Annotated in this window: 28 protein-coding genes; 11 read left to right on the top strand and 17 right to left on the bottom strand. The window is 66.8% G+C overall.

Annotation, left to right across the window (positions count from 1 at the left end; all coding sequences use genetic code 11):
• Positions 1–3: 3 nt before the first annotated feature.
• Positions 4–597: a Type 1 glutamine amidotransferase-like domain-containing protein gene (locus ACQCVD_RS11520; protein ID WP_426823909.1), complete on the bottom strand. Its 594-nt coding sequence runs from the start codon at positions 595–597 to the stop codon at positions 4–6.
• A gap of 71 nt (positions 598–668) precedes the next feature.
• On the opposite strand from ACQCVD_RS11520, the gene ACQCVD_RS11515 reads away from it, so the two are divergent.
• Together ACQCVD_RS11515 and ACQCVD_RS11510 are read left to right on the top strand one after the other, a co-directional pair.
• Positions 669–983 carry a 4a-hydroxytetrahydrobiopterin dehydratase gene (locus tag ACQCVD_RS11515; RefSeq protein ID WP_426823908.1) on the top strand — a complete coding sequence of 105 codons (315 nt, stop codon included), beginning with the start codon at positions 669–671 and terminating at the stop codon, positions 981–983.
• A 61-nt stretch (positions 984–1,044) separates the two neighbouring features.
• Positions 1,045–2,004 (top strand): 1,4-dihydroxy-2-naphthoyl-CoA synthase, encoded by a 960-nt coding sequence (locus ACQCVD_RS11510; protein ID WP_426823907.1) that lies wholly within the window; start codon positions 1,045–1,047, stop codon positions 2,002–2,004.
• Here the strand turns inward: ACQCVD_RS11510 and ACQCVD_RS11505 are convergent.
• Positions 2,001–2,246, bottom strand: a complete 246-nt coding sequence (locus ACQCVD_RS11505; protein ID WP_426823906.1) for a hypothetical protein — start codon at positions 2,244–2,246, stop codon at positions 2,001–2,003. The genes ACQCVD_RS11510 and ACQCVD_RS11505 overlap by 4 nt on opposite strands.
• A 323-nt stretch (positions 2,247–2,569) precedes the next feature.
• On the opposite strand from ACQCVD_RS11505, the gene ACQCVD_RS11500 reads away from it, so the two are divergent.
• The 3 genes from ACQCVD_RS11500 to ACQCVD_RS11490 all read left to right on the top strand — a co-directional run bounded on the left by ACQCVD_RS11500 (position 2,570) and on the right by ACQCVD_RS11490 (position 4,525).
• Positions 2,570–3,826 (top strand): anion permease, encoded by a 1,257-nt coding sequence (locus ACQCVD_RS11500; protein ID WP_426823905.1) that lies wholly within the window; start codon positions 2,570–2,572, stop codon positions 3,824–3,826.
• Positions 3,827–4,114 (top strand): hypothetical protein, encoded by a 288-nt coding sequence (locus ACQCVD_RS11495; RefSeq protein ID WP_426823904.1) that lies wholly within the window; start codon positions 3,827–3,829, stop codon positions 4,112–4,114.
• A gap of 78 nt (positions 4,115–4,192) precedes the next feature.
• On the top strand, positions 4,193–4,525 hold the full coding sequence (locus ACQCVD_RS11490; protein ID WP_426823903.1) for a DUF3349 domain-containing protein: 333 nt from the start codon (positions 4,193–4,195) through the stop codon (positions 4,523–4,525).
• A 102-nt stretch (positions 4,526–4,627) separates the two neighbouring features.
• On the opposite strand, the gene ACQCVD_RS11485 is transcribed toward ACQCVD_RS11490, so the two are convergent.
• A complete protein-coding gene (locus tag ACQCVD_RS11485; protein ID WP_426823902.1) occupies positions 4,628–5,851 on the bottom strand; it encodes a YkvI family membrane protein in 1,224 nt (407 codons plus the stop codon).
• 171 nt (positions 5,852–6,022) lie between these two features.
• Between ACQCVD_RS11485 and ACQCVD_RS11480 the strand changes: the two genes are divergently transcribed.
• Positions 6,023–6,463: a DoxX family protein gene (locus ACQCVD_RS11480; protein ID WP_426823901.1), complete on the top strand. Its 441-nt coding sequence runs from the start codon at positions 6,023–6,025 to the stop codon at positions 6,461–6,463.
• A gap of 111 nt (positions 6,464–6,574) precedes the next feature.
• Positions 6,575–7,708 (top strand): o-succinylbenzoate--CoA ligase, encoded by a 1,134-nt coding sequence (gene menE / locus ACQCVD_RS11475; protein ID WP_426823900.1) that lies wholly within the window; start codon positions 6,575–6,577, stop codon positions 7,706–7,708.
• A gap of 33 nt (positions 7,709–7,741) precedes the next feature.
• Here menE and ACQCVD_RS11470 read toward each other — a convergent pair whose 3' ends face one another.
• The gene (locus ACQCVD_RS11470; protein WP_426823899.1) at positions 7,742–8,707 is read right to left on the bottom strand and encodes an aldo/keto reductase; all 966 of its coding nucleotides are present in this window, start codon (positions 8,705–8,707) and stop codon (positions 7,742–7,744) included.
• A gap of 52 nt (positions 8,708–8,759) precedes the next feature.
• Positions 8,760–9,626, bottom strand: coding sequence for a glycosyltransferase (locus ACQCVD_RS11465; RefSeq protein WP_426823898.1), 867 nt, complete (start codon positions 9,624–9,626; stop codon positions 8,760–8,762).
• Positions 9,627–9,861: 235 nt separating this feature from the next.
• Between ACQCVD_RS11465 and ACQCVD_RS11460 the strand changes: the two genes are divergently transcribed.
• Both ACQCVD_RS11460 and ACQCVD_RS11455 read left to right on the top strand, forming a co-directional pair.
• Positions 9,862–10,767 (top strand): 1,4-dihydroxy-2-naphthoate polyprenyltransferase, encoded by a 906-nt coding sequence (locus ACQCVD_RS11460; protein WP_426823897.1) that lies wholly within the window; start codon positions 9,862–9,864, stop codon positions 10,765–10,767.
• A gap of 12 nt (positions 10,768–10,779) precedes the next feature.
• Positions 10,780–11,742 carry an AEC family transporter gene (locus ACQCVD_RS11455; RefSeq protein ID WP_426823896.1) on the top strand — a complete coding sequence of 321 codons (963 nt, stop codon included), beginning with the start codon at positions 10,780–10,782 and terminating at the stop codon, positions 11,740–11,742.
• Positions 11,743–11,758: 16 nt separating this feature from the next.
• Here the strand turns inward: ACQCVD_RS11455 and ACQCVD_RS11450 are convergent, their stop codons facing one another.
• Positions 11,759–12,088 carry a DUF4229 domain-containing protein gene (locus tag ACQCVD_RS11450; protein WP_426823895.1) on the bottom strand — a complete coding sequence of 110 codons (330 nt, stop codon included), beginning with the start codon at positions 12,086–12,088 and terminating at the stop codon, positions 11,759–11,761.
• 63 nt (positions 12,089–12,151) lie between these two features.
• Between ACQCVD_RS11450 and ACQCVD_RS11445 the strand changes: the two genes are divergently transcribed.
• Positions 12,152–12,460: a hypothetical protein gene (locus ACQCVD_RS11445; RefSeq protein WP_426823894.1), complete on the top strand. Its 309-nt coding sequence runs from the start codon at positions 12,152–12,154 to the stop codon at positions 12,458–12,460.
• Between the two features lie 245 nt (positions 12,461–12,705).
• Positions 12,706–13,356, top strand: coding sequence for a lipocalin family protein (locus ACQCVD_RS11440; protein WP_426823929.1), 651 nt, complete (start codon positions 12,706–12,708; stop codon positions 13,354–13,356).
• Positions 13,357–13,393: 37 nt separating this feature from the next.
• Here ACQCVD_RS11440 and rfbA read toward each other — a convergent pair whose 3' ends face one another.
• The 11 genes from rfbA to hemL all read right to left on the bottom strand — a co-directional run bounded on the left by rfbA (position 13,394) and on the right by hemL (position 23,839).
• Positions 13,394–14,281, bottom strand: coding sequence for a glucose-1-phosphate thymidylyltransferase RfbA (gene rfbA, locus ACQCVD_RS11435; RefSeq protein WP_426823893.1), 888 nt, complete (start codon positions 14,279–14,281; stop codon positions 13,394–13,396).
• On the bottom strand, positions 14,278–14,904 hold the full coding sequence (gene rfbC, locus ACQCVD_RS11430; RefSeq protein WP_426823892.1) for a dTDP-4-dehydrorhamnose 3,5-epimerase: 627 nt from the start codon (positions 14,902–14,904) through the stop codon (positions 14,278–14,280). The genes rfbA and rfbC overlap by 4 nt, the downstream gene beginning before the upstream one ends.
• Positions 14,905–14,914: 10 nt before the next feature.
• A complete protein-coding gene (gene rfbB / locus ACQCVD_RS11425; protein ID WP_426823891.1) occupies positions 14,915–15,922 on the bottom strand; it encodes a dTDP-glucose 4,6-dehydratase in 1,008 nt (335 codons plus the stop codon).
• A 7-nt stretch (positions 15,923–15,929) separates the two neighbouring features.
• Positions 15,930–16,175 (bottom strand): helix-turn-helix domain-containing protein, encoded by a 246-nt coding sequence (locus ACQCVD_RS11420; protein WP_426823890.1) that lies wholly within the window; start codon positions 16,173–16,175, stop codon positions 15,930–15,932.
• A gap of 375 nt (positions 16,176–16,550) precedes the next feature.
• Entirely contained in the window at positions 16,551–17,612 is a 1,062-nt protein-coding gene (gene ccsB, locus ACQCVD_RS11415; RefSeq protein WP_426823889.1) for a c-type cytochrome biogenesis protein CcsB, read from the bottom strand.
• Positions 17,613–17,943: 331 nt separating this feature from the next.
• Positions 17,944–18,654: an IS6 family transposase gene (locus tag ACQCVD_RS11410; RefSeq protein ID WP_426823888.1), complete on the bottom strand. Its 711-nt coding sequence runs from the start codon at positions 18,652–18,654 to the stop codon at positions 17,944–17,946.
• 13 nt (positions 18,655–18,667) lie between these two features.
• Entirely contained in the window at positions 18,668–20,308 is a 1,641-nt protein-coding gene (locus ACQCVD_RS11405; RefSeq protein WP_426823887.1) for a cytochrome c biogenesis protein ResB, read from the bottom strand.
• 132 nt (positions 20,309–20,440) lie between these two features.
• Positions 20,441–21,247 carry a cytochrome c biogenesis CcdA family protein gene (locus tag ACQCVD_RS11400; protein ID WP_426823886.1) on the bottom strand — a complete coding sequence of 269 codons (807 nt, stop codon included), beginning with the start codon at positions 21,245–21,247 and terminating at the stop codon, positions 20,441–20,443.
• Positions 21,244–21,849, bottom strand: coding sequence for a TlpA family protein disulfide reductase (locus ACQCVD_RS11395; protein ID WP_426823885.1), 606 nt, complete (start codon positions 21,847–21,849; stop codon positions 21,244–21,246). The genes ACQCVD_RS11400 and ACQCVD_RS11395 overlap by 4 nt, the downstream gene beginning before the upstream one ends.
• A gap of 7 nt (positions 21,850–21,856) precedes the next feature.
• Positions 21,857–22,465: a histidine phosphatase family protein gene (locus ACQCVD_RS11390; protein WP_426823884.1), complete on the bottom strand. Its 609-nt coding sequence runs from the start codon at positions 22,463–22,465 to the stop codon at positions 21,857–21,859.
• A gap of 33 nt (positions 22,466–22,498) precedes the next feature.
• Positions 22,499–23,839, bottom strand: a complete 1,341-nt coding sequence (gene hemL / locus ACQCVD_RS11385; protein ID WP_426823883.1) for a glutamate-1-semialdehyde 2,1-aminomutase — start codon at positions 23,837–23,839, stop codon at positions 22,499–22,501.
• Between the last annotated feature and the right edge of the window lie 17 nt (positions 23,840–23,856).

The raw sequence follows: 23,856 nt of genomic DNA, 5'->3' as shown, positions 1-23,856 counted from the left end.
AGCCTAGATAAGGCGGATGGCGGAGTCTTCGACGAGCAGGGCCTGACCGTCACGCAACAGCACCAGGGGCCAGTCCGCCCCGTACTTCCCCACTGTCTCAGCGAACACCGAGATCGGGTACTGCGGGATGTTGCCGCCGGCGTGCGGGATGATGACGTGGTCAATCAGGCCGAGCCCGCGACAATCGCTCAACGCCGGCGCGATGGCCGGCGAATCCAGCAGACTGGCCGGTTCGATGCTGGGCCCGGCGATCACGGATCCCGCGCTGCACCCGATGTACGGTAAACCCGCCAGGACCGCTGCACGCACCACCTCGAAGGTGCCCGTGGAACGCAGCACCCACAGCAGGTCAAAGGTTTCACCGCCGGCGACGTAAACCCCGTCCACGTGGTCCAGCACCCGGGCGACCTCGTCTACCGGGGTATCGGTCAGCGGCAGCTCCACCAGATCAAAACCATGGTCGCGGAGCATGTCGCGTTCCACATGGACGAAGGTCTGATCCGCGAAGGAACGGGTGGCGTCCGGGACATAGGCCAGCGTCCCGGTCACGAACTCACCGGTCAACGGATGACCGAATGAGGTCAGCAGGAGCTTCATGGCCCCAGGGTACGGCCATATCCATCCCTTTGGGGGTGGTGACCACCGCCACTTCCGGGGAGGATGGAGTCATGAGCGATCCGAAACAGAAACTGACCACCGAAGACATCAACCAGGCCGACCTGAACGGTTGGCGCCAGATCGACGACACCCTGCAGGTCCGCTTCGCCACCGGTGATTTCGCCACCGGCCTGAAGCTGGTCAATCTCATCGGTGAATCGGCGGAGGAGGCCAACCACCATCCGGACCTCGCCCTGACCTACCCGGCCGTGTCCGTCACCTTGTCCAGCCATGACGTCGGAGGATTGACCAGCCGCGATATCGATCTCGCCCGAAAGATCAACGAACACGCCGCCCGGCTCGGGGTAGAGGCCGAAAAGGGGTGACCACATCACCCGTCCCACGGCAGCTGCCTCCCTTGAAAGCAGCCTGCCTAAGCTATGACCCATGAGCAGATACAGCACCGACCAGCCCTTCGACGCTTCCCAGTGGAAGACCGTCGAGGGGTTTTCCGATCTCACCGACATCACCTACCACCGCCACGTAGGCAGCGAACGCCGCGACGGCATCGTCCGCATCGCCTTCGACCGCCCGGAGGTGCGCAACGCGTTCCGCCCCCACACCGTTGACGAGCTCTACCGGACCCTCGACCACGCCCGTCGCACCCCGGACGTGGGCACGATCCTGCTGACCGGCAACGGCCCCAGTGAGAAGGACGGCGGCTGGGCGTTCTGCTCCGGTGGCGACCAGCGGATCCGGGGCCGTTCCGGATACCAGTACGCCACCGAGCACGACTCCGATGACGCGCACGCCGACGCCACCACCGTCGATGCCGCGCGTGCGAAGGTCGAGGGTGGGCGCCTGCACATCCTGGAGGTCCAGCGTCTGATCCGCACCATGCCGAAGGTGGTCATCGCGGTAGTCAACGGCTGGGCAGCCGGTGGCGGGCACTCACTGCACGTGGTCTGTGACCTGACGGTCGCCTCGCGCCAGGAGGCCAGGTTCAAGCAGACCGACGCCGATGTCGGCTCCTTCGACGCCGGCTATGGCTCGGCCTACCTGGCCAAGATGGTCGGCCAGAAGAATGCCCGCGAGATCTTCTTCCTGGGGCGCACCTACGACGCGGAGCGGATGCAGCAGATGGGCGCGGTCAACATCGTCGCCGACCACGGCGAGTTGGAGGCCGAGGCCATCCAGATGGCCCGCGAGATCAACGGCAAGTCCCCGACCGCCCAGCGCATGCTGAAGTTCGCCTTCAACCTGACCGATGACGGGCTGATGGGACAGCAGGTCTTCGCCGGGGAGGCCACCCGCCTGGCCTACATGACTGATGAGGCTGTGGAGGGCAAGGAGTCTTTCCTGGAAAAGCGTGAACCGGACTGGTCCGAGTTCCCCTACTATTACTAGGAATTTCCGCCCGTTGACCAGTGCGGCTGCCAGTCAGCCGCCCACGGGGAAACCGCGGTCTCGAAGCGTCCCGGGTCCAGGCACCGCTCATATTCCTCGTCCCCGGGCAGGTCCCCGCGGTGCGGATCCTGACAGTCGGAGTGCCCGGCGCTGAGGTTCCCGAAGACGGCGGCGACGTCTTCGAGCAGGACTCCCGCGGCGTCGGAAAGCGGTGCGGATGATTCGCACCACCAGAAACTCATGCCCTTGCGGCTAGGGCGAAATTCCCCGGCCGCAGTCCGACCCGGGTGTTCCCCCGCCCTCGGCCAAAGTTCACCAACTGTTCATGTAGTTGGTTCCCCATGTCCACATGCGTGCTAAAAGATTTGGTTGGGAGCGCTGTCCCCCTCGTCTTTTTTATTAAGGTGCACGTCAATCGTGGGCCATCCCCAATTTTTCCGGGAAACCCAGTACACTCCACCACCCCCGAATAGGGTGGAGGTATGTGAACCATGGTCTTTTCCGGCAGTTCACCGGTGGTTTTCGATGACCGCGCCCGCTCCGTAATGGGGCATACTCACGATTCGTGACCGAGTTGATAATTCTGCTGATCGTGATCGTCACGGCGCTCGCCTTCGATTTCACCAATGGCTTCCACGACACCGGCAATGCGATGGCCACGTCCATCGCCACCGGCGCACTCCCACCGAAGACCGCTGTCGCTTTGTCGGCGGGGCTGAACCTGGTCGGCGCCTTCCTCTCGGTGGAGGTGGCCGCCACGGTCGCCAAGGGCATCGTGGATCTCGAACAATTCGACCTCGGCGACACCGCGGACGCCCATCAGCTCCTGCTCGTCGTGTTCGCGGGACTGATCGGCGCAATCGTCTGGAATCTACTGACCTGGCTGCTCGGAATCCCCTCCAGCTCCTCCCACGCGCTGTTCGGTGGGTTGATCGGCGCGGCGATCGCCTCATTGGGCTTCGGCGGTGTGATGTGGAACGGCGTGCTGGCCAAGATGATCATCCCCGCCCTGGCCGCACCGGTGGTCGCCGGACTCGTCGCCGCCATCGGCACCTTCGCCGTCTACGCCATCACCCGCTCGGTGGGCGACAAGGACAAGAACCGGTACTTCCGGTGGGGCCAGATCGGCTCCGCCTCCCTGGTCTCCCTGGCGCACGGCACCAATGACGCCCAGAAAACCATGGGCGTCATCTTCCTCTCCCTGGTGGCCACCGGCTACGTCGGCCAGGACGCGGACATCCCCTTCTGGGTGAAGGCGGCCTGCGCCCTGGCGATCGCCGTGGGTACCTACATGGGCGGTTGGCGGGTGATCCGCACCCTCGGCAAGGGCCTGGTGGAGATCGACTCCCCGCAGGGGATGGCGGCGGAAACCTCTTCCGCAGCGATCATCCTGACCTCCTCCCACTTCGGCATGGCCCTGTCCACCACGCATGTGGCCACCGGTTCCATCATGGGCACCGGCATCGGACGCACCGGCGCCAAGGTCCGTTGGTCAGTTGCCGGCCGCATGGCCGTGGCCTGGCTCATCACCCTGCCGTCCTCCGCGCTCGTCGGCGCCTTCTGCTGGGCGTTGTCCCATGGCGTCGGCCTGGTCACCACGGACCTGATCGGGGTCCTGGTTGCCTTCGCGGTGCTGCTCACCCTCTCCGGATACATCTACCGGCAGTCCCGCAAGGCCCCCGTCGATCCGGGCAATGTCAACGACGACTGGGACCGGGCCGCCGACGCCGCGCCGGAACAGACCCCGGAACAGACCCAGCCCCACCTGCACTCCACCACCCCGAACGCCCCCGGAGCCGATCTCCCGGAGAAGGACCAGTAAATGAATCTCAGCACTCTCTTCGGCAGCCTGGTCGAGGTCACCGCCGTCGGAATCCTGCTCGGGGCAGGTCTACCAGCCCTCTTTGGCCTGGGGATCCGTCTGGCTCACGGGCCGAAGACGGTCACCGCAGACGGCACCGTCACCCACCACGCCGGCCCGGTCGGCAAGACGGCCGCCGGCATCTGCTTCGCGGTGATCATCTTCGCCGTCCTACTCGGCATTCTCTGGGTGACCAAGTCCACGATCCACCAGTACCTCGGCCTCGACATCTTCAACACCGAAGGCTGAAGAGCGAAAGACTAAGGATCAAGACTGATGACGCAATTCTCCCCTGACCCGGACGGGCACCCGCTAGACTCAGAAAATGTGACCCAGAACAACATCGACGACCGTAAGACCCGGCCCGGCATCGCCGGACGCGTTCTCAACTGGCTGCGCCAGGGCTACCCCAACGGCGTCCCGACCCACGACACGTTCGCCCTCTTCTACGTGCTCGAGCGGCAGCTGACCGAGGCCGACCTGGACGAACTCGCCAACCTCATCATCGCTGAAGGCGAAGCCACCACGTTGCGGCCCGAACCTGTCACCCGGGAGCAGATCGGCGAGCTGATTGCGCGGGTCCACCGGCAGCCACCGGAACAGGAGGACATCGAGCGGGTCCGGTCCCTGCTCAAGGACGCGAGCTTCCCCACCGCTTGAGCACCGGAATGCCCCTGAAACAGACACACTGCCCCGCCCCCGGCGCGAACCGGTGGGCGGGGCAGTAGACGTCCCGGCGGAACCAGGAGCGGTGGAGGGCAGCTAGGAGTGGCTGTCCTCCCGGTGCGCCCGCTCAATCTCTTCCTCGGGCAGGTTGGACTCGGCCACGGCCTGCCGGTAATCGCGCTCCTCCTCCGGGGCGAGCCTCCCGCGGTCCCGCCTGCCCAGCAGCGTGTTGAGCAGTTCCCGCCGCATGGATTCCTCACCGATCTGATTGCGGCCGCGCAGCCACGCCCAGGTCATCACCGCGATCAGTAACAGGCCGATATATCCCAGCACCGGGTAGACATAGGAGACCAGCGTGCTGAAGCCGATGAAGCTCAGGCCGAAGCCGATGACGGTCACCACCACGTAGACCAGTTTGAAGCGGTCCGGGCGGGCGGCGGTCAGCCGCTTGCCCAGGGCGTAGAACATGCCCAGGGCGGTGTTGAAGATCATGGCGTAGACGACCACCGCCATCAGCTGCCCGAGCACCGGGTTGAGTTCGTTGATGATCGTCAGCATCGGCAGGTCGTGGGTACCCACGGTCTCGACGGCGGCGAACAGGGTCAGTGCGCTGAGCACGATCATGGCGGAGTAGATCAGGCCTCCGATCATGCCGCCGCGCCCGGCCCAGCGGGGGTGGAACATGGTGCCGCCGATGACGATCGCCATGGACACGGCCACCATGAGGTTGAAGCCCACGTAGTTCACGGCCGCGACGGTCCAGTGCGGCAACGTGGTGCTCACCGTCTCGCGGGCCACCGCATCGAGGTGCGCGACGTCGACGTCGGCAGTCAGGAGGGTGTAGACCGAGGCCAGCACGATGAAGATCAGGATGAACGGGGTGATCGCGCCGATGATGGCGGTCACCTTGTCCACGTCCAGCATGCCGGCGGCCAGCACCAGCGCGAGCATGAGGATCGCCCCCACCCACAGCGGCAGCCCCCACTGCTGTTCCATGTTGGAACCGGCCCCGGCGAACATCACGAACCCGGTGGAGAACAGGGTCACCACCACACCGATGTCGAGGATGCGGGAAAAGACCGGGTGGGCGACCCGCTTGAACACCTCACCGTGCTCCCCCGCCCGGAAGTAGCTTCCCAGCTGCAGGATGATGATGGCCATCAGCGTCATCACCACGCCGGAGAGAGCGGCGCCCCACAGCCCCCCGACGCCGAAGGACACGAAGTACTGCAGCACCTCCTGGCCGGAGGCGAATCCGGCGCCGACGATCACGCCCACGAACGCCATCGCGATCTTCATGATCTGCATGAATCTGTGCATCGCGTGCAACTCCCTTCCTCTGGCAACCGGCAGACGGACACCAGCCGCATCCCCTGAAGAAGTTACCCCGCCCCTCCCCCGGCCCTCACTATTGACCACGAAAAGATCAGGGAAATAGGCGTCGACCACGTTAGTTGTCATGTCACCAACATTCCGCTAGAATTGCTTGCCATGTCAACTATCAAGGAAGTCGGGCTTCTCATCGCCCGCGTGCTGCTCGGTGTCATCCTCATCGCCCACGGCTGGGACAAGTTCCAGATCACCGGCCTCGAGGGCATCACCGGATTCTTCGACTCCATCGGCATCCCCGCCGCCGGGGTGGCCGCCCCGGTTGTCGCCACGGTCGAGATCGCCACCGGCATCCTGCTCATCCTGGGCCTGTTCACCCAGATCGTCGGTATCGTCGTCGCCCTGCTCATGCTCGGCGCCGCCCTTTCCGCGCACGTCGCCGCCGGCATCTTCGTCGCCAACGGCGGCTGGGAGCTGGTCGGCGCCATCGGAGCCGGCGCCCTGCTCCTCGCGGTCATCGGTGCCGGCAACTGGAGCCTGGACCGCGCCCTGTTCAACCGCAGCACCGGCTCCCCCACCGCGCGCGAGACCACCACCGTCTGATCTTCCTCGCCCAATGCCTGCGGCGCCGCCCCCACCAGCCCGGGGACGGCGCTGCTTTAGTTTTCCTGTCGCTGCCGGAAACCCGTTGTCCCGCCACTAGACTGTGCAGCCATGGCACCCCGCACCCTGGAAGCGCTCCCCGTCGACCCCGCCCGACCCACCGCGATCCTCAGTGACCTGGAGGACGCCATCGCAGGTCGACGCAGCCTACTGCCCGTGCCCACCGACGACCCCGCCCGATCCCAGCACCTGCGGGACTCCCAGCGGGTCGGCCAGCCCATCGACGATTCCGTCGCCCTGGTCATGGCCACCTCCGGCTCCACCGGCACCCCGAAAGGCGCCCAGCTGACCCCCACGAACCTGGTCAGCTCCGCCGACGCGACCCACCAGGCCCTCGGTGGACAGGGACAGTGGCTTCTGGCCATGCCCGCCCACCACATCGCCGGCATCCAGGTCCTGATCCGTTCCCTGGTGGCGGGGGTGGAACCACTCGCCCTCGACATGGCGCACGGCTTCGACATCGAGGACTTCGCCACCGCCAGCCGGGAACTCGCCGAAACCGGTGACCGGCTCTACACTTCCCTGTCCCCGATGCAGCTCGGCAAGGCGATGGACCGCTTGACCGGCATCGAGGCCCTACGGCTCTTCGACGCCGTGCTGGTCGGCGGGGCGGCCCTCAACCCCCACGCCCGCCACGCCGCCGCGGAACTCGACATCAAGGTGGTCACCACCTACGGCTCCTCGGAGACCGCCGGTGGCTGCGTCTATGACGGTCTCCCGCTGCCCGGCGCGAAGGTGCGCATCGACGCCGGCCGGATCTACCTCGGCGGTCCGATGGTCGCCGACGGCTACCGCAACCTCCCCGGCCACGAGGCCTTCGCGGAGCCCGGCTGGTTCGCCACCTCCGACTCCGGGGAACTGCACGACGGGGTGCTCACCGTGCGCGGCCGCCTCGACGCCGTGATCGACTCCGGCGGCCTCAAGCTGCACCCGGAGGTGCTCGAGCAGGCGATCCTCGGCGTGCACGGAGTCACCGGCGCCTGCGTGGTGGGCGTCCCCCACGCCCGGCTGGGCGAGGCCATCGTAGCCGCGTACACCGGTGACGCCCGCCCCTCGGAGGTGATCGAGGGGCTCGACACCCTGCCCCGGTGGCAGCTGCCCAAGGAACTCAAGCACCTGGACCGGCTGCCGGTGACCGGGCCGGGCAAGGTGGACCGCCGGGCGATCAAGAAGATGTTCCGCTGAATCCGGCCGGCATCCGCCCCGTGCACCTGGACATCACTCAATGAAGGCCAGATGCTTCGCCGTGTAGCGGTCACCGTGCACCCCGATCCGGGCCACCAGCCCGTCCAGGCGGGCCATGTCATCAGAGCTGAGTCCCACCGCCGTCGACGCCGCGTTCTCCCGCACCCGGGGCAGCTTCCGGGTGCCGGGGATCGGGACGATCCAGGGCCGCTTGGCCAGCAGCCAGGCCAGGGCCACCTGGCCGGGCGTGGCGCCCCGGGCGTCGGCAAGCTCCGCCACGGCCTCATAGAGCGCCCGGTTGGCCGCCAGGTTGTCCGGGTGCAGCCGCGGACTGCTAGAATCCGCCTGCCCCTCGGTGACCGAACCGGCGAAGAACCCCTTGCCCAGCGGGCTGAAGGGGATGAAGCCGATGCCCAGTTCCGCGCAGGTGGGCAGCACCTCGGTCTCGGGATCACGGGTCCACAGGGAGTACTCACTCTGCACGGCGGTGACGGGGAACTCGACGTGCGCGCGGCGGATAGTTTCCGCGGCCGCTTCGCACAGGCCAAAGTGGGCCACCTTACCCTCGGTGACCAGCTCCCCGACGGTGCCGGCCACGTCCTCGATGGGCACGGCCGGATCCACGCGGTGCTGGAGGAGCAGGTCGATGCGGTCGGTGCGCAGGCGGCGCAGGGAGTCCTCGGTGACTGTACGGATGTGCTCGGGGCGCGAATCCAGGCCGTCACTGCCACCCGGGACGATGTTCCAGCCGAACTTCGTAGCGATCTGCACCTGCTCCCGGACCGGTTCCAGGGCCTCACCGACCAGTGCCTCGGTGGTGTAGGGGCCGAGCACCTCGGAGGTGTCGAAGAAACTCACGCCCTCCTCCACCGCGCCGCGCAGCACGGCGATCATCTCTCCCCGGTCTGGAGCGCCGGGTGCCGCGGCAGCCGTCATACCCGTGGTGCCGTGCCCGATCGCCGAGACCTGGAATCCCTGGCCGAGTGTCCTGGTGTGCATGCGCTTCCCTCCCTGCCGACGGTGTGTTCCCGCCAGGGTAGCGCCGGTACCGCTAATCCTCCGCGTCGTGGGCGGCGAGCAGCAACGCGACGTCGTCCCCGGTGTAGACCCGGCCGATCTGTTCATCGTTGCCGCCCATCAGGGTGTTGCCCACGGCCAGGGCCCCGACCTGGGTGGCGGGCACCACCGCGAAGTGGCGGGGTTGGGCGTAGACCTGCCGGATCGGGTGCCCGGAGCGCAGGGCACAGACGTGGAGCCAGACATCGTCCGCCCGCGGGGTGGATCCCAGGAACTGGTCGCCCTGGGCCACCACGTACTCGATGAAGGTGCGGGGGTACATCACGCCGGACACCCCGGTGGCGAAGTGCAGCACGGAGGCGTCGCAGGTGTCCGCCGCGCTCCACTTCACATAGGGCAGCATGCGGCCGTCACGCAGCTCGATGCGGTGGGCACGGTAGGCGATGACCGCGTCCAGCCGCAGGTCCCCGATGAACACCAGACGCTGCAGGAACCACTCGGGATAGATCATGTCGTCGTCGACGGTGACCACCTTGGTGGCGGTTCCCGCCACCTCCCGGAACTGGTTCCAGTACTTGGTGTGAGGACCGTAGCTACCGTCCGAACAGCGGACCTGCAGGCCACGATCCACCAGGCGGCGCAGGGTCGGCGGCCACTCCGCCCCAAAGTCCGCCTCATCCAGCCAGAGCACGATCGGCGCCTTCTGGTAGCCCCGGGCCAGGGACTCCAGGGTGTAATGGACCCGTTTGAGCCGCCGACCGTGACTGGTCAGGGAGATGACCACCCCACCGTGGGCGGGGATCCGGGTCCCGCTGAAGCGGTTGAGCACCGCTAACGGGATCATCCGCAGCAGCGTCAGGAAGAAACTGGCGATCTGCCCGACCGCGTACCCGACCCACATGTATCCGTACCGCCTCCACTTGTTCTGCTGCCCCGTACGACCGTCCCGGCGACACCGACGAAACTAGACAATAGCGCCCGTACCGGCACTCGGCCGACACCGAACCTGCCGCATAACCGAAACCTCAGCGCCGCCTCAGCAGGACCTTCGATTCCGCCCCTTCCCCGCTCTTCCCCGCGCCCCGCTCGCCGCCCTGATCTCGCCGGAATTTCCGCCGTGGGGAACAATGTCAGTCATGTCCGATTCTGTGTCCCCCGCGCCGCGGCACCACGCCGCCTTCTCCGACTGGTTGACGGGAGCCCGTCCGCAGACCTGGCCCAACGCCTTCTCCGGCGTTGTGCTCGGCTCCGGCGCCGCCGCTTTCCACGACGGCTTCAACTGGTGGCGGGCCCTGCTCGCCCTGGTGGTCGCGTGGGCCCTGATCATCGGGGTGAACTTCGCCAACGACTATTCCGACGGCATCCGCGGGACCGATGAGGACCGCACCGGTCCCCTGCGCCTGACCGGCTCCGGCCTGGCCCGCCCCCGGCACGTGAAATGGGCCGCCTTCGCCGCCTTCGGTGTGGCCGGACTCGCCGGCATCGTCCTGAGCCTAGCCAGCGCGTGGTGGTTCATCATCATCGGCGCGCTGTGCATCCTGGGAGCCTGGTTCTACACCGGCGGCAAGAACCCCTACGGCTACCGCGGCCTGGGAGAGGTGGCCGTGTTCCTCTTCTTCGGCCTGGTGTCCGTCCTGGGCACCGAGTTCACCCAACGGGGAGCCATCAGCTGGCAGGCGGTGGTCGCCGCGGTCGGCGTGGGGGCGATCTCCGCGGCGATCAACCTGGCCAACAACATCCGGGACATCCCCTCCGACGCCGAGACGGGGAAGATCACCCTCGCCGTCCGGCTGGGCGACGCCAACGCGCGCCGGCTGTTCGTGGTGCTGGTCGCCGTGCCCTTCGTGGCCTCCATCGCCCTGGCCTTCGCCACCTGGCCCGCCCTGGTCCCGCTGCTCCTGCTGCCGCTGGCGGTCAAGGCCGCCCGACCGGTCTACCGGGGAGCGACCGGCAGCGACCTGATCCCGGTGATCGGCGCAACGGGCAAGACGATGCTGGCCTGGGCGGTTCTCACCGCCATTGCGCTGGCACTGGCCTACTAGGAGGCAAGGGCAGTGCTCGGCATCCTCACCGGCTTCGCCATCATCCTGGCGATCATCTTCGTCGGGTACCTGCTGTCCCGCACGGGAATCATCGGTGATGACAGACAGCGCCTGGTGCTCAACCGGGTGGCCTTCTACGCCGCCACCCCGGCCCTGCTCTTCCACGTGGTGGCCACCTCGGACCCGGCGAACCTCTTCTCCCCCGTGATCGCCGTGACCTTCCTGGCCACCGCACTCACCGCCCTGCTGTTCTGCGTGGTCTCCGCGATCTTCTTCAGACGGGACATCCCCACCACGGCGATGGGCGCGGCGTCGGCGGCCTACGTCAACTCCAACAACATCGGCCTGCCGGTCAGCATCTACGTGCTCGGCACCGGCGCCTTCGTCGCTCCGGTGCTGGTGCTGCAGCTGGTGGTCTTCTCACCGCTGATGCTCGGTGCCCTCTCCGTTGACGGCGGTTCCGCCGCGGCCGACGGCGGGGCCCCGGACCGGCACAGTTCCCGCGCGAAGATCCTCACCGTGATCAAGAACTCACTGTTCAGCCCCATCGTCCTCGCCTCGGTGGCGGGGCTGGTGGTATCTCTGGCGCGGTGGGAGGTGCCGGACCCGGTGATGGCCCCCGTCGAGATCCTGGGCGGGGCGTCCATCCCGATGATCCTGCTGAGTTTCGGCGCCTCACTGACCTCGACCACGGTGCTGGACTCGGTGGCGGACCGCCCCTCCGTGCTCACGGCCACGGGCATCAAGCTGGTCGGCATGCCGCTCATCGCCTGGCTGCTCGGCCTGGCCTTCGGGCTCAGCACGGAGGGGCTCTACGCCGCGGTGATCCTCGCCGCACTACCGACTGCGCAGAATGTCTACAACTACGCCGCCACCTACCGGAAGGGCGAGGTCGTGGCCCGCGACTCAGTGTTCCTGACCACCTTCACCGCCCTGCCGGTGATGCTCATCATCGCGCTGCTCTTCGGCAGGTAGGCGGCGGCACCGTGCGTCAGCGCTCCGCGAGCTCCTGCTGGACCCACGCCTTGTAGGCCTTCCGCTGGCGGCTGAGCTCAGCCACGGTCTCGGTGGCCTCGGCGCGCAGGCCGGGGAAGATCAGCATCGACAGCGGGAAGGCCACGATCAACGCCAGGAGGGCGGAGATCACCAACGGAACCGGCGCGCCGATCAGCATGGCCAGGCCCTGGATGACCACGGCCAGCAGGACGAACAGACCCAGCCGTGCCAGCCCGTACTTCACCAGGGCCAGGTTGCGCTTCTTCTTCAGCGCCGGGTCCGGCTGGGGCGGGGTGTTCGGGTCGTGCGATTCAGGGGTGCTCACACAACCGACCCTACTTCAGAGTTGCCCCCTACCCGTATTCTGGAGAGGAGGTAAGGAGGAAACATGGGACGACTACTACTGCTACTGCTGATCATCGTGGCCGTCGTGCTGCTGTGGAAGGCTTTCGGCCCGAAGACCTGGCAGAAACGTCAGGTGACACCGGCTGCCCCACCACGTCCGGTCAAGGGCCCGGATGATGACGAGGACTTCCTGTGGAACCTGGAGAAGAACCGGTTCAAGGAACGCCGCGCCCGGGAGGCCGCCGCCGAGGAAGAAGAGGAACGGATGCGGCGGGCCAACAAACGCTACACCGAACCCGATGAGCCGTCGTCGGGCGCGGAACGGGAGGACGGGGAGGAACCCCGCCCCTGATGCAACTGCGGTGACATAGCTTTCCGCTGAGCTTGTCCCGGCGACAGTCCCGGGACACCGCCGGCGGTCGACGCTGATTTGTTACGGGGAATCTGCCCCGTGTCTGCCCCGAACAATCTAAAGTGGAACCTCAAACAGTTCGATTTTCGAAGAAAGGTTCCATCATGGCCCTCCACTCCTCCCGGGGATCGTCTCCTCCCTCAGGTCGACCCCGCGGATTCTCCCTGTTCCGAGCTCTTCCCGCGATGGCTGCCGCCTTCGCCCTCAGCATCGCGGCAGCGGCTCCAGCCGCTGCGCAACTTCCCGACCTGACCGACGGCGGGCGGCTGCTCAGCGGTTCCAGCAACGTCGAATTCCCCGGGGCTATCGCCGTGGGGTCGGTGGGCGGCCGCGAACTGAGTCAGGTCGATCAGCTGGACCCCGGGCGCTACGCCGGTAAGTGGTACCAGGTCGCTGCCGTACCGCAGCCCTTCAACCTCCAGTGCGCGCGTGACACCACGGCCGAGTACGCCGTGGTGGACGGGCAGACCATCTCCGTGCGCAACAACTGCACCACCGCCTGGGGCAGCGAATCCGGTATCGCGGGCACGGCCACCGTGACCGACACCGACACCAACGCCTCACTGCGCGTGACTTTCCCGGGGGTACCGGGCCAGGACCCCAGCGCTCCGCCCAATTACCGGGTCACCTATCTGGCGGAGGACTACTCGCTCGCCATTGTCGGCGATCCGGCGCGCACCTCCGGGTTCGTCCTCAGCCGGACACCGCAGCTGAGTGAGCAACAGTGGCAGACCGTCTCCCAGACTGTGGCGGACCGTGGCTGGTGGCCGTGTGCGTTCATCACGAGCCCGACCACGGGCGGCTACCCTGCCGCCACTCCGCTGTGTCTGCGCTGACAGCCAGCCAGTCAAAGACTTAAGGCATCCGGCATGATCAGTCTTCCCGGTGCGTCCCGCGCTCCCGTTCCAGGGTGGCCAGGAGGTACTCCCCGTAGCCGGAGGCCCTGAGCTCCGCGGCCCGGCCGCGGAGCGCGGTGTCGTCGATATAGCCCATCCGCCAGGCCACCTCCTCCGGCGCCCCGATCTTGAGCCCCTGCCGCTGTTCAATGGTGCGGACGAAATCCCCCGCTGCCAGCAGCAGGTCCACGGTGCCGGTGTCCAGCCAGGCGGTGCCGCGCGGCAGTACCTCCACCTGGAGCTTCCCCCGGCGCAGATACTCATTGTTGATGTCGGTGATCTCCAGCTCGCCGCGGGCCGACGGGGTCAGCCCCCGGGCGATGTCCACCACCTCGTTGTCGTAGAAGTACAGTCCCGGCACCGCGTACTGGGACTTCGGGACCGCAGGTTTTTCCTCCAGGGAGGTGGCCCGACCTTCCGCGTCGAAGTCCACCACCCCGTAGGCCTCCGGGTTGGAGACCCAGTAGGCGAAGATGGTGCCCCCGTCCGGCTCGGAGTACCGCCGCAGTTGCGTGCCCAGCCCCGCTCCGTAGAAGATGTTGTCGCCGAGCACGAGAGCAACGGGATCTTCACCGATGTGTTCGGCCCCCAGGATGAACGCCTCCGCCAGGCCGCGCGGGGCATCCTGTTCCACGTAGCTCAGCTGCACGCCGAACTGGGAGCCGTCGCCCAGCAACCGCTCGAACTGGCTGCGGTCCTCCGGGGTGGTGATGATCAGGATCTCCGTGATGCCGGCCAGCATGAGCGTGGTCAGCGGGTAATAGATCATCGGTTTGTCATAGACGGGCACCAGCTGTTTGGAGATGCCGTAGGTGATCGGCCGCAGCCGGGAGCCGGTCCCACCGGCCAGGATGATGCCCTTCACTGCCCCGCCGCCTCATTCGCCATCACCCAGGCGTCCTTGAGCATGTTCTCGTGGGCCCGGCAGTCCTCGACGTGCGGCAGCTGCCCGGCACTGCGTATGGCCGCCAGCGAGGGGGCGGCGCGGTCCTTGTCGGACAGCACGTAGTCCAGCCCGGGCCACTCGATGCCGAGTTCGGTGTCGAAGGGATCGATGCCGTGCTCCACCCCCGGCTGGTACTCCGAGGTGGTCAGGTACGCCACGGTGGCGTCCTCCAGGGCCAGGAAGCCGTGCGCGAAGCCGACGGGGAGGAACAGTCCCTCCCGGTTGCCGGCGTTCAATTCCACCGCGACGTGGTGCCCGAATGTCTCTGAGTCCTCGCGGACGTCCACGGCCACGTCCAGGATGCGTCCCGCCACACAGGCGACGAACTTCGCCTGCCCCGGCGGGGTCTCGGAATAGTGCAGGCCACGCAGCACGCCCTTCTTCGAGGTCGACATGTTCGCCTGCTGCAGATCCAGCGGGTAACCGGTCGCGGCCTCGAATTCGGAGGCCTTGAACCATTCGTGGAAGGTCCCGCGGTCATCGGGATGGATGCGCGGAATGGACCGCAGGACGCCGGGCAGGTGCTCTACTTCATGCAGCATGCCCCTGATCCTACTGCGGCAACTGGCGCTCGCGGCTCCGGTACTCCCGCTCGGCGACGTCGCGGCTGCCCGCCCACCAGTCGGGGTGGGCGCGGTACCACTCGATGGTCTCCCGCAGACCCGCCGCGAAGTCACGGTGGGCCGGCTCCCAGCCAAGCTCCAGGGTGGAGGTGGCGTCGATGGCGTAGCGGCGGTCATGCCCCGGGCGGTCGGTGACATGGAGGAACCACCCTGGCTCGCGTCCGAAGCAGCGGTTGAGCTCAGCGACCACCTCGAGGTTGCTGTGCTCGCCGTCCGCGCCGATCAGGTAGGTCCGGCCGATCTCCCCGCGCTCGATGATGGCCCACACGGCGTCATTGTGGTCATCCACGTGGATCCAGTCCCGGACGTTCTCCCCGCTGCCGTAGACCCGGGGCTCCTCCCCGCCGAGCAGGTTGATGATCTGCCGGGGGATGAACTTCTCCGGGTGCTGGCGCGGCCCATAGTTGTTGGAGCAGTTGCTGATCGTCGCGCGCAGTCCATGGGAGCGGACGAAGGCACGCACGAAATGGTCACTGGCCGCCTTCGACGCGCTGTAGGGGCTTGACGGGTTGTAGGGGGTCTCCGAGGTGAAGCGGGCCGGATCGTCGAGGGCCAGGTCACCGAAGACCTCATCGGTGGAGATGTGGTGGAAACGCACGCCGTGCTTCACGGCGGCGGCCACCAGGACCACGGTGCCGTCGACATTGCTCCGGGAAAAGGCCAGGGGATCGAGCAGGGAATTATCATTGTGGCTCTCCGCCGCGAAGTGCACCACCAGATCGGTCTCCGCCAGGAGTTCATCGACCAGGATGACATCGCAGACGTCTCCCTCCACCAGACGACAGCGCTGCGGGTCCAGCCCGGCGAGGTTGTCCGGATTGGCGGCGTACGTCAACGCATCCAGCACCGTGATCACGGTGTCCGGGCGGGTGGCCAGAGTGCGGTGGACGAAGTTGGATCCGATGAAGCCTGCTCCACCGGTGACCAGAATGCGCATGGTTCAGCTACTCCTCCACCAACTGGAGCTTGAGGTCCAGGGCATCCGCCACGGCGACGATCTTCTCCCACCGCACTCCCGCCCCGCCGTGTTCGATGGTGTGCAGAGTCGAGCGGGACACGCCCGCGGCAGTGGCGACATCCTGCTGCAGTCTCCCCAGGGTGCGGCGACGTTCCGCCAGTTGCTCCCCCAAGTCCAGCAGCTCCGGGACATCCCCCGCAGGCTTTCCGGCCTTCTTCCTGGGACCAGGCATCTTCACCCTCCATTGTTCACATGGTCAGACGACAGACAGAGTACGCGGTACCCCGGACAGCGGGCAGACCGTCACGGAGCGCGTGGCGCAGCGGTATCCCGGCCCGAGGTATTGACCCCGCGGCGTCGCCGGCCCCAGTCATACGGGCCGTCCTGCTCCGGTGGCACGCAGCAGTGACGCCCTGTGCCGCTCCCCCGTCGCGGTGTCTCCGCGTGCCACGGTTGCCGCTTGCCTGCCCGGACGCGAGGTCACCCGGTCGACGAGACAACTACGGCCCGTTCCGGGGATCCCGCGCAACGGCGACACAGAACAGCACATTCCCGTTCGCCGGCAGCCGGCGAACGGGAATGTGCGGAGACGGGGCCGGGCCCGCCGCTAGTTCAGTCCGGCGTAGGAGTGCAGGCCGGAGATCACGATGTTGATGAAGAAGAGGTTGAAGATCATCGTGGCGAGCGCCAGCACGTTGATCCAGGCGGCCTTGGCGTCGCGCCAACCGGCGGTGGCACGGGCGTGCAGGTAGGCGGCGTAGAGGATCCAGGTGATGAAGGAGACCGTCTCCTTCGGATCCCAGCCCCAGAACCTGCCCCAGGCGGCCTCCGCCCAGATGGCACCGAGCACCACCCCCAGGCCGAAGATCGGCAGGGTGACGATGGCGGTCTTGTAGGCCACCCCGTCCAGGACCTTGGCGGAGGGCAGCGGCCTGACCACCGCCCCGAAGAAGCCACGTTCCCGACCCTTGGGCTGCCACATACGCAGCAGGTACAGCAGTGAGGCGATACCCGAGACGATGCCGATCGCACCACCGATGGAGACGGTGGAGACGTGGATCGGGAACCAGTAGGACTGCAGCGCCGGCACGACCGGGGCAGCCTCGGCGTAGAGTTCCGTGCCTCCGTAGAACAGCAGCGCCAGCATCGGGGTGAGCACCCAGGGCCACATGACACGCCACTCGCGGCGCTGGAACACGATGGCGGCGGCGATCATCGCGAAGCCAGTGACCACCAGGATGTACTCGTAGAGGTTGCCGAAGGGGAATCGGCCCGCAGACAGACCACGGAGCACGATGGTGGCCACGTGGATGATGATGCCCAACCAGACCAGCGACTGGGCCATGCCGCCGATCCGGTCGGCCCGCCGCTCCCGCTCGTGCAGCGAGTCTGCGTCCGGGAGCGCGGCGGCGGCATCCGAGCGCACGCCCCCGCCAGTGGCGGTGTCACCACCTGCGGTGGCCACATCCGCACCGGAACCCGCGCCGACGGAGACGAGCTCCTGGCCCGACTCCTCCTCGACGAGCCGCTCCCGCTCGCGCCGGGCATCGATGACACCCGAGACCTTGATGTAGTGGAACAGCGAGACGATCAGCGCCAGCAGGTAAATGAAGAACGCCGTCACGAAGGCGGTGTCAGAAAATGACGCGAGAGTCTGATTGACAGGCATAACAGGTGGACACCCTCATCCAGTGTGTGAAAAATGTGTTGCCCAGACGGGCACCACCCAGAAACTCTACCCGCGTTCGGGTGGGAAACTCAATGCAGGAAACCTGAAACCTCCATCTTTCGATGGAGGTGGTGCGCCAACTATCGTTCAGTGGGCAGCGAGCAGGGCGGGAGGCCCGCCCCGGGGAAGGCCAGGGGGTCAGTCGCTCGCGCCGGCCCGGCTCACCGCCTCCTCGGCCTCGTCCCCGTCCATCGGTGCTGTTGCAAAGTTGGGCGGAGAGCAGCGAAGACTCAGTTTCTCATTCCCTGATGGCCGCTGCGTGTGGGCGTTCTCAGGACGTCTCGAAGACCCGGTTGACGATCACCGCGTCCGGGTTCGGTTGCCCGTAGGCAAACATCGTGCCTTGCCCTTTCCGCAATGAGTGCATCGCCTCCATCCCTTTCAACGTCCGATATGCAGATGTCCGGTTCTTAAACGCGCCTTTCGGCCCGAGGATCCGCTTCAGCCGACCATGGTCGCCTTCCAGGATGTTGTTGAGGTATTTCGCCTGCCGGTGTTCCACTGTTGGCGGGCAGATTCCCTCTGACTTCAACTCGGCGATTGCCCTGGCTAGGGAGGGTGCTTTATCGGTGTTGATCACTCTGGGATACCCGGCTGACGCATTGGATCTGAGGGCCTTGGCCAGGAAACGCTTCGCTGCGGCCACGTTCCGCTTCGGAGAGAGGTAAAAGTCCAGGGTCTGGCCACCGGCGGTGATCGCCCGATAGAGGTAGCACCACCTGCCGCCGACCCGGATATAGGTCTCATCCACCCGCCAGGAACTGGCCTGCCAGTCAGGTACCTGCCGGTACCACCATGTTTGCTTGTCCAGCTCAGGGGCGTATTTCTGGACCCAGCGGTAGATCGTGGTGTGATCGACCGGCACGCCCCGCTCGGTCATCATTTCCTCCAGATCGCGGTAGCTCACCCCGTAGCGGCAGTACCACCGCACTGCCCACAGAATGATGTCACGGGGGAAATGACGGCCGGAGAAGATACCCATGGCTGTGATTATTTCACGTCGCTCTTCCTATTGCCCCAACTTTGCAACAGCACCCGTCCATCTCATCCGGATCCGGCAGGCCGAGCAGCTCACGGTGGAAGCGGTCATACTCCTCACCCCAGCCGGCCCGGTCCGTGCGTGCCAGACCGGCAGTCTCCACGTCCGTGGCACCGTCCCCCGCCGGACGCAGGCGGACCCAGATGCGTCGCCGCTTGATGACCAGCGAGCCGACCAGACCCGTCAGCATCAGGAGCGAGAAGCCGAGCACCCAGATCTGGGTCGGGTCCCGCGAGATCTGGTAATTGGCGAACTCGTGTGCGCCGTCGAAGGTCAGCACCGTGCCATCGTCCAGGGTCACGGACTCCCCCTCCAGCAGGTTCACCCGTTCGATCTTCTGGAGCTGCCCACTGTGGATCATGGCGGAATCCAGGCTGAAGATGTTCTGCGCGCGGCCGGAGTCCAGACCGTTGTCCCCGCGGTAGATGTCGATGGCCACGGCCGGATCCCGCATCGCCGGATAGGAGGACTGCAGCAGTTCCCCGTTCTCACCGGACCACTCGGCAGTGGGAGCGAACAGCCCCTGGATGGCCAGCTGGTTCTGGCGGCGTTCATACAGGTCCGGGTACATACCGGCCGGCGGGTCAAAACGCATGGCACCCGAGGACAGGAAGTAGGTCAGATCATCCGGGCGGAACTGCAGGGTCTGGGTACGGGTCTCACCGTTGGGCCACTCGACGGTGAACTGCGGGGCATAGCCGTGGCCCTGCAGATACACGCGGTCGCCACCGATGCGCAGCGGGTTATTGACCCGCAGCTCGAAGTCCTCCCAGGTCTCCGGATCAGTGAGGATGTCATCCCCCTCGGCATAGGAGATGTTCGAGGTGAACATCTCCGCCTGGCCGGAGGGCAGGTAATCCGCGGAGAAATCATGCGCCGTGAAACAGAACGGCGTCAGCCCGGTGCCGTCGAAGACCGGTCCGGCACGGAAGGAGTCGAAGTTGGAGGTGGAGGTGTTGCAGAACTCGGAGCTGCGGTCCTCCTCGGTGCCGGTGACCACGATGACCATGCCCTCGTAGTAGATCATCCGGCCGAGGGCGACGGTGACCAGCATGCCCACCAGGGAGATGTGGAAGACCAGGTTGAAGAACTCGCGGGCGTAGCCCTTCTCCGCGGCGAACGACTTCGCCCCGGCGCGGTCGTTCTCCGGTTCCGTCTCGGAGACGTGCCACCCCTTCTTCAGCAGGCGGCGGACGTCCTCCTCGACCTTCGACATCGGCTTGTCCAGCCGTCCCTCGCCGTGGTGCGGCAGGCGCGAGAGCACCTTCGGGGCCCGGACCGGCGGGGTCTTCATCGCCTTATAGTGGTCCCAGGTCCGCGGCAGGATGCAGCCGATCAGGGAGAACATCAGCAGCACGAAGATCGCGACGAACCAGGGTGAGCTGAAGACGTCGAAGAGCTGGAGCTTGTCGTAGAACTCGGCGATGCGGCCGTTGTTCTCGATGTACTCGATGACGTTGGACTCGTTGAGGTTGCGCTGCGGCAGCAGCGCGCCGGGGATCGCGGCGAGTGCGAGCAGGAACAGCAGGGCCAGCGCGGTGCGCATGCTGGTCAGCCAGTTCCAGGCTTTCCTGAGGTATGAAATGACGGTCCGCATCGTGTGTCGGCCCTACTCCTTGCCCATGTTTCCCAGTCCGGCCGCGGTGGCATCCCACAGCCGCCCGGGGTTGTGTCGATCTGTCGCCCGTGCACCGCCTGCGAGCCGGTCCACGGGATGTCTGTAACGGCGCTAGATCAGTGTCGCACCGTACTCCACCGTCCACTGCCGGACCCAATTGATGAAGTAGGCCCACGCCCCGGACACCAGCAGCAGGCCGACGGCGATCATCAACCAGCCGCCGATCTTCTGGAGGGTGCGCGAGTGGTTGCGCAGCCAGGCCACGCCCTTCATGGCCCTGGTCGAGCCCAGGGCCAGCAGGATGAAGGGCAGTCCCAGACCCAGGCAGTAACCGATGATCAGGATGATGCCGCGCACGGCGGTCATCCCCTCGGTACCGGCGGAGACCGAGATGATCGCCGCCAGCGTCGGGCCCAGGCAGGGGGTCCATCCCAGGGCGAAGACCCCACCCAGCAACGGTGCCCCCAGCCAGGTGGTCCAGCGGCGCGGCTGCAGCCGGGTGTCACGCTGCAGGCCGGGGACCCAGCCGAGGAACACCAGACCCATGAGGATGGTGATCACCCCGCCGATGCGCATGAGCGTCCCGGCGTTGAGGGTCAGCATGCTGATCGCACCGAACACGGTGACGGTGGCCAACAGGAACACCACGGTGAAGCCGAGAATGAACAGCAGGGCCGCCGTTGCGACGGCCCCGTTGCGTTTCCTGGCCACCTGCGGACCGTATTTGCCCTCGTAGTCCATCTCCCCGCCGACGATGCCCGTCAGGTAGCTCATGTAGCCGGGCACCAGGGGGATCACGCACGGGCTGGCAAAGGAGATCAGGCCGGCAGCCGCGGCGGCGAGAATGCCCAGCAGCAGCGGCCCGGAGGCGGCGGCGTCGGCGAACTGCTGGCCCACCGCCATCACGTCGACGGTCATGCCTCCTCCGTCAACGGCAGGGCCACGTCGAGAATGTCCTCGGCGGTGACCTCCCGGAGGAAGACGGCGGCCGGCCGGTGCTGTTTGTCCAGGATGATCGTCGTCGGGACCACGGAGGTGGGCACGCCGCCCAGCGCGACGGCGGTGCGGAAGGGCGGGTCGTAGAGGGACGGGTAGGTCACTCCGTTGTCCTTCACGAAGTCCTGCGCGACCGTCTGGTTGTAGTCCCGGACGTTGATGCCCAGTACGGTGCCGCCGGTCGGCGCCAGTTCCTCCTGCGTGGCCTGGAGGTCGTCGACCTCGGCCCTGCAGGGGGCGCACCACTGGCCCCACGCGTTGAGGACGACGACCTCGCCGGCGAAGTCATCGAGACTGATCTCCTCGCCCTCCTCCATCAGGGACTCCCCGGAGAAGCTGGGCAGCGGCTTGCGCTCGGCCTCATCGTAGAAGATCTCGGTCTCGCCACCGGGCGAGTGGAATTCGAAGGTGCCTCCCGAGGCGACGGCGTTCTGGGTGGCCGTGTCATCGATACTGCAGGCGCCGAGTGCCAGCGCGGACACCAGGACGGCGGCCGCGGTCAGCGCGGGCGAAAACTTCCTCACGGGTGGATCAGATCTCCTGGGCGGGTTCGGTGTAGATGAGTTCGGTGATCTCGCTGTCCCGGAAGATCAGCGAGGACACCGACGCCAGATCGCACTGGCGGGCGGCGGGGTTGTGGGACAGGGACTGGCCGCGCACGCTGCGCTGGATGCACACGATCGGCAGCTGGTGGGTGACCAGGATGGCCTCGTGTCCCTCGGCACGCAGCCGCACCTGCTCGATGGTGTCCATCATGCGGGCGGCGATGACCTCGTAATGCTCGCCCCAGCTCGGCAGCGAGGGGTTGACCATCAACGGCCAGCGGACCGGGTTCCACAGCTGGGAGCGCCAGCCCTTGGTCCGCAGCCCCTCGAAGCGGTTGCCCGCCTCCAGCAGGCCCGGCAGCGTATCGACGTCGCATCCGGTGACCTCGGCGACCGGCTCCGCCGTCTCCTGTGCCCGCTCCAGCGGGGAGGCGGCCAGGTAGGTGACGTCGTGGCCGGTGAAGGCCTTCGCGGTGCGTGCCGCCTGGCTGCGCCCCCGGGAGGACAGGTGATAGCCGGGGATCGTCCCGTAGAGGATCCTCGTGGGGTTGTGGACCTCGCCGTGTCGCATGAGGTGCACGATCGTGGTGCTCATCAGTTCTGGATTTCCGTTTCCTGCTGCGGCGGGCTAGGCCTGCATGGTGGGGGCGGTGGCTGCTGCCGCGGCCTTGGCTGCCGGGGCCAACGCCTGCTCGATCTTCTCAAAATCATCGTCGCTCAGGACGCTGGAGACAAACCAGGTCTCGAACACGCTCGGCGGGGCGAACACACCGTGATCGAGCAGCGCGTGGAAGAACGGCGGGAACCGGAAGGTGTCCGCGGCCTTCATGTCGGCGAAGTTGTGCCCCTCCCCCTCTGCAAAACGGATGGAGAGCATGTTGGAGGCCCGCTGCATGTGGTGGGTCACGCCCTCCTTGTCCAGGGCGGCGGAAATCAGGCCGGAGAGACGGTCGGCGTTGGCGTTGATCACGTCATAGGCGTACTCATCCACCAGCTGCAGCGAGGCCAGGCCGGCGGCCACGGCCACCGGGTTACCGGACAGGGTACCGGCCTGGTAGACCGGCCCCTCCGGCGCGAGGCGGGCCATGATGTCGGCCCGGCCGCCGAAGGCCGCGGCCGGTAGACCACCGGAGATGACCTTGCCGAAGGTGGTCAGGTCACCGGCGACCCGGTCCACCCCGTACCAGCCGCGGTAGGAGGTGCGGAACCCGGTCATCACCTCGTCCAGGATCAGCAGGGCGCCGTCGTCGTGGGCGATCTCCTTCAGCGCGGCGTTGAAGCCCTCCTGCGGGGCGACGGTGCCCATGTTGCCGGCCGCGGCCTCCGCGATCACGGCGGCGATCTCACCGGGGTGTTCGGCGAAGGCGGCGCGGACAGCGTCGAGGTCGTTGTAGGGCACCACGATGGTGTCGGCGGCCGACGCCCCCGTCACCCCTGGTGAGTCCGGCAGGGCGAAGGTGGCCACACCCGAGCCGGCGGACGCCAGCAGGGAATCCACGTGGCCGTGGTAGCAGCCCTCGAACTTCAGGATCTTGGCGCGGCCGGTGAAACCGCGGGCCAGGCGCACCGCGGACATGGTGGCCTCGGTGCCGGAGTTGACCAGCCGGACCTGCTCCACGGAGGTGCGTCCGATGATCTCCTCGGCCAGTTCCACCTCACCGGTGGTCGGGGTGCCGAAGGACAACCCCTGGCTGGCGGCCCGCTGCACGGCCTCGACGATCTCGGGGCGGGCATTGCCGCTGATCATCGGTCCCCAGGAACAGACGAGGTCCACGTATTCGTTGCCGTCGACGTCGACGAGGGTGGAACCGTGGGCGGAGGAGATGAAGCGGGCCTGGCCACCGACGGAGCCGAAGGCGCGGACCGGGGAGTTCACTCCGCCGGGGGTCAGTTCACGGGCACGGGAAAACCACTCCGCGGAACGGCTGGTGTTCGCGGAGGTCAGATCAGCTGCAGTCATGGAGACCATTGTACGGGGGCAACCGG

The organism is Corynebacterium halotolerans, from assembly GCF_050107895.1.
Taxonomy (GTDB): Bacteria; Actinomycetota; Actinomycetes; order Mycobacteriales; family Mycobacteriaceae; genus Corynebacterium; species Corynebacterium halotolerans_B.
This window is presented reverse-complemented; position numbering and strand designations above follow the sequence as displayed.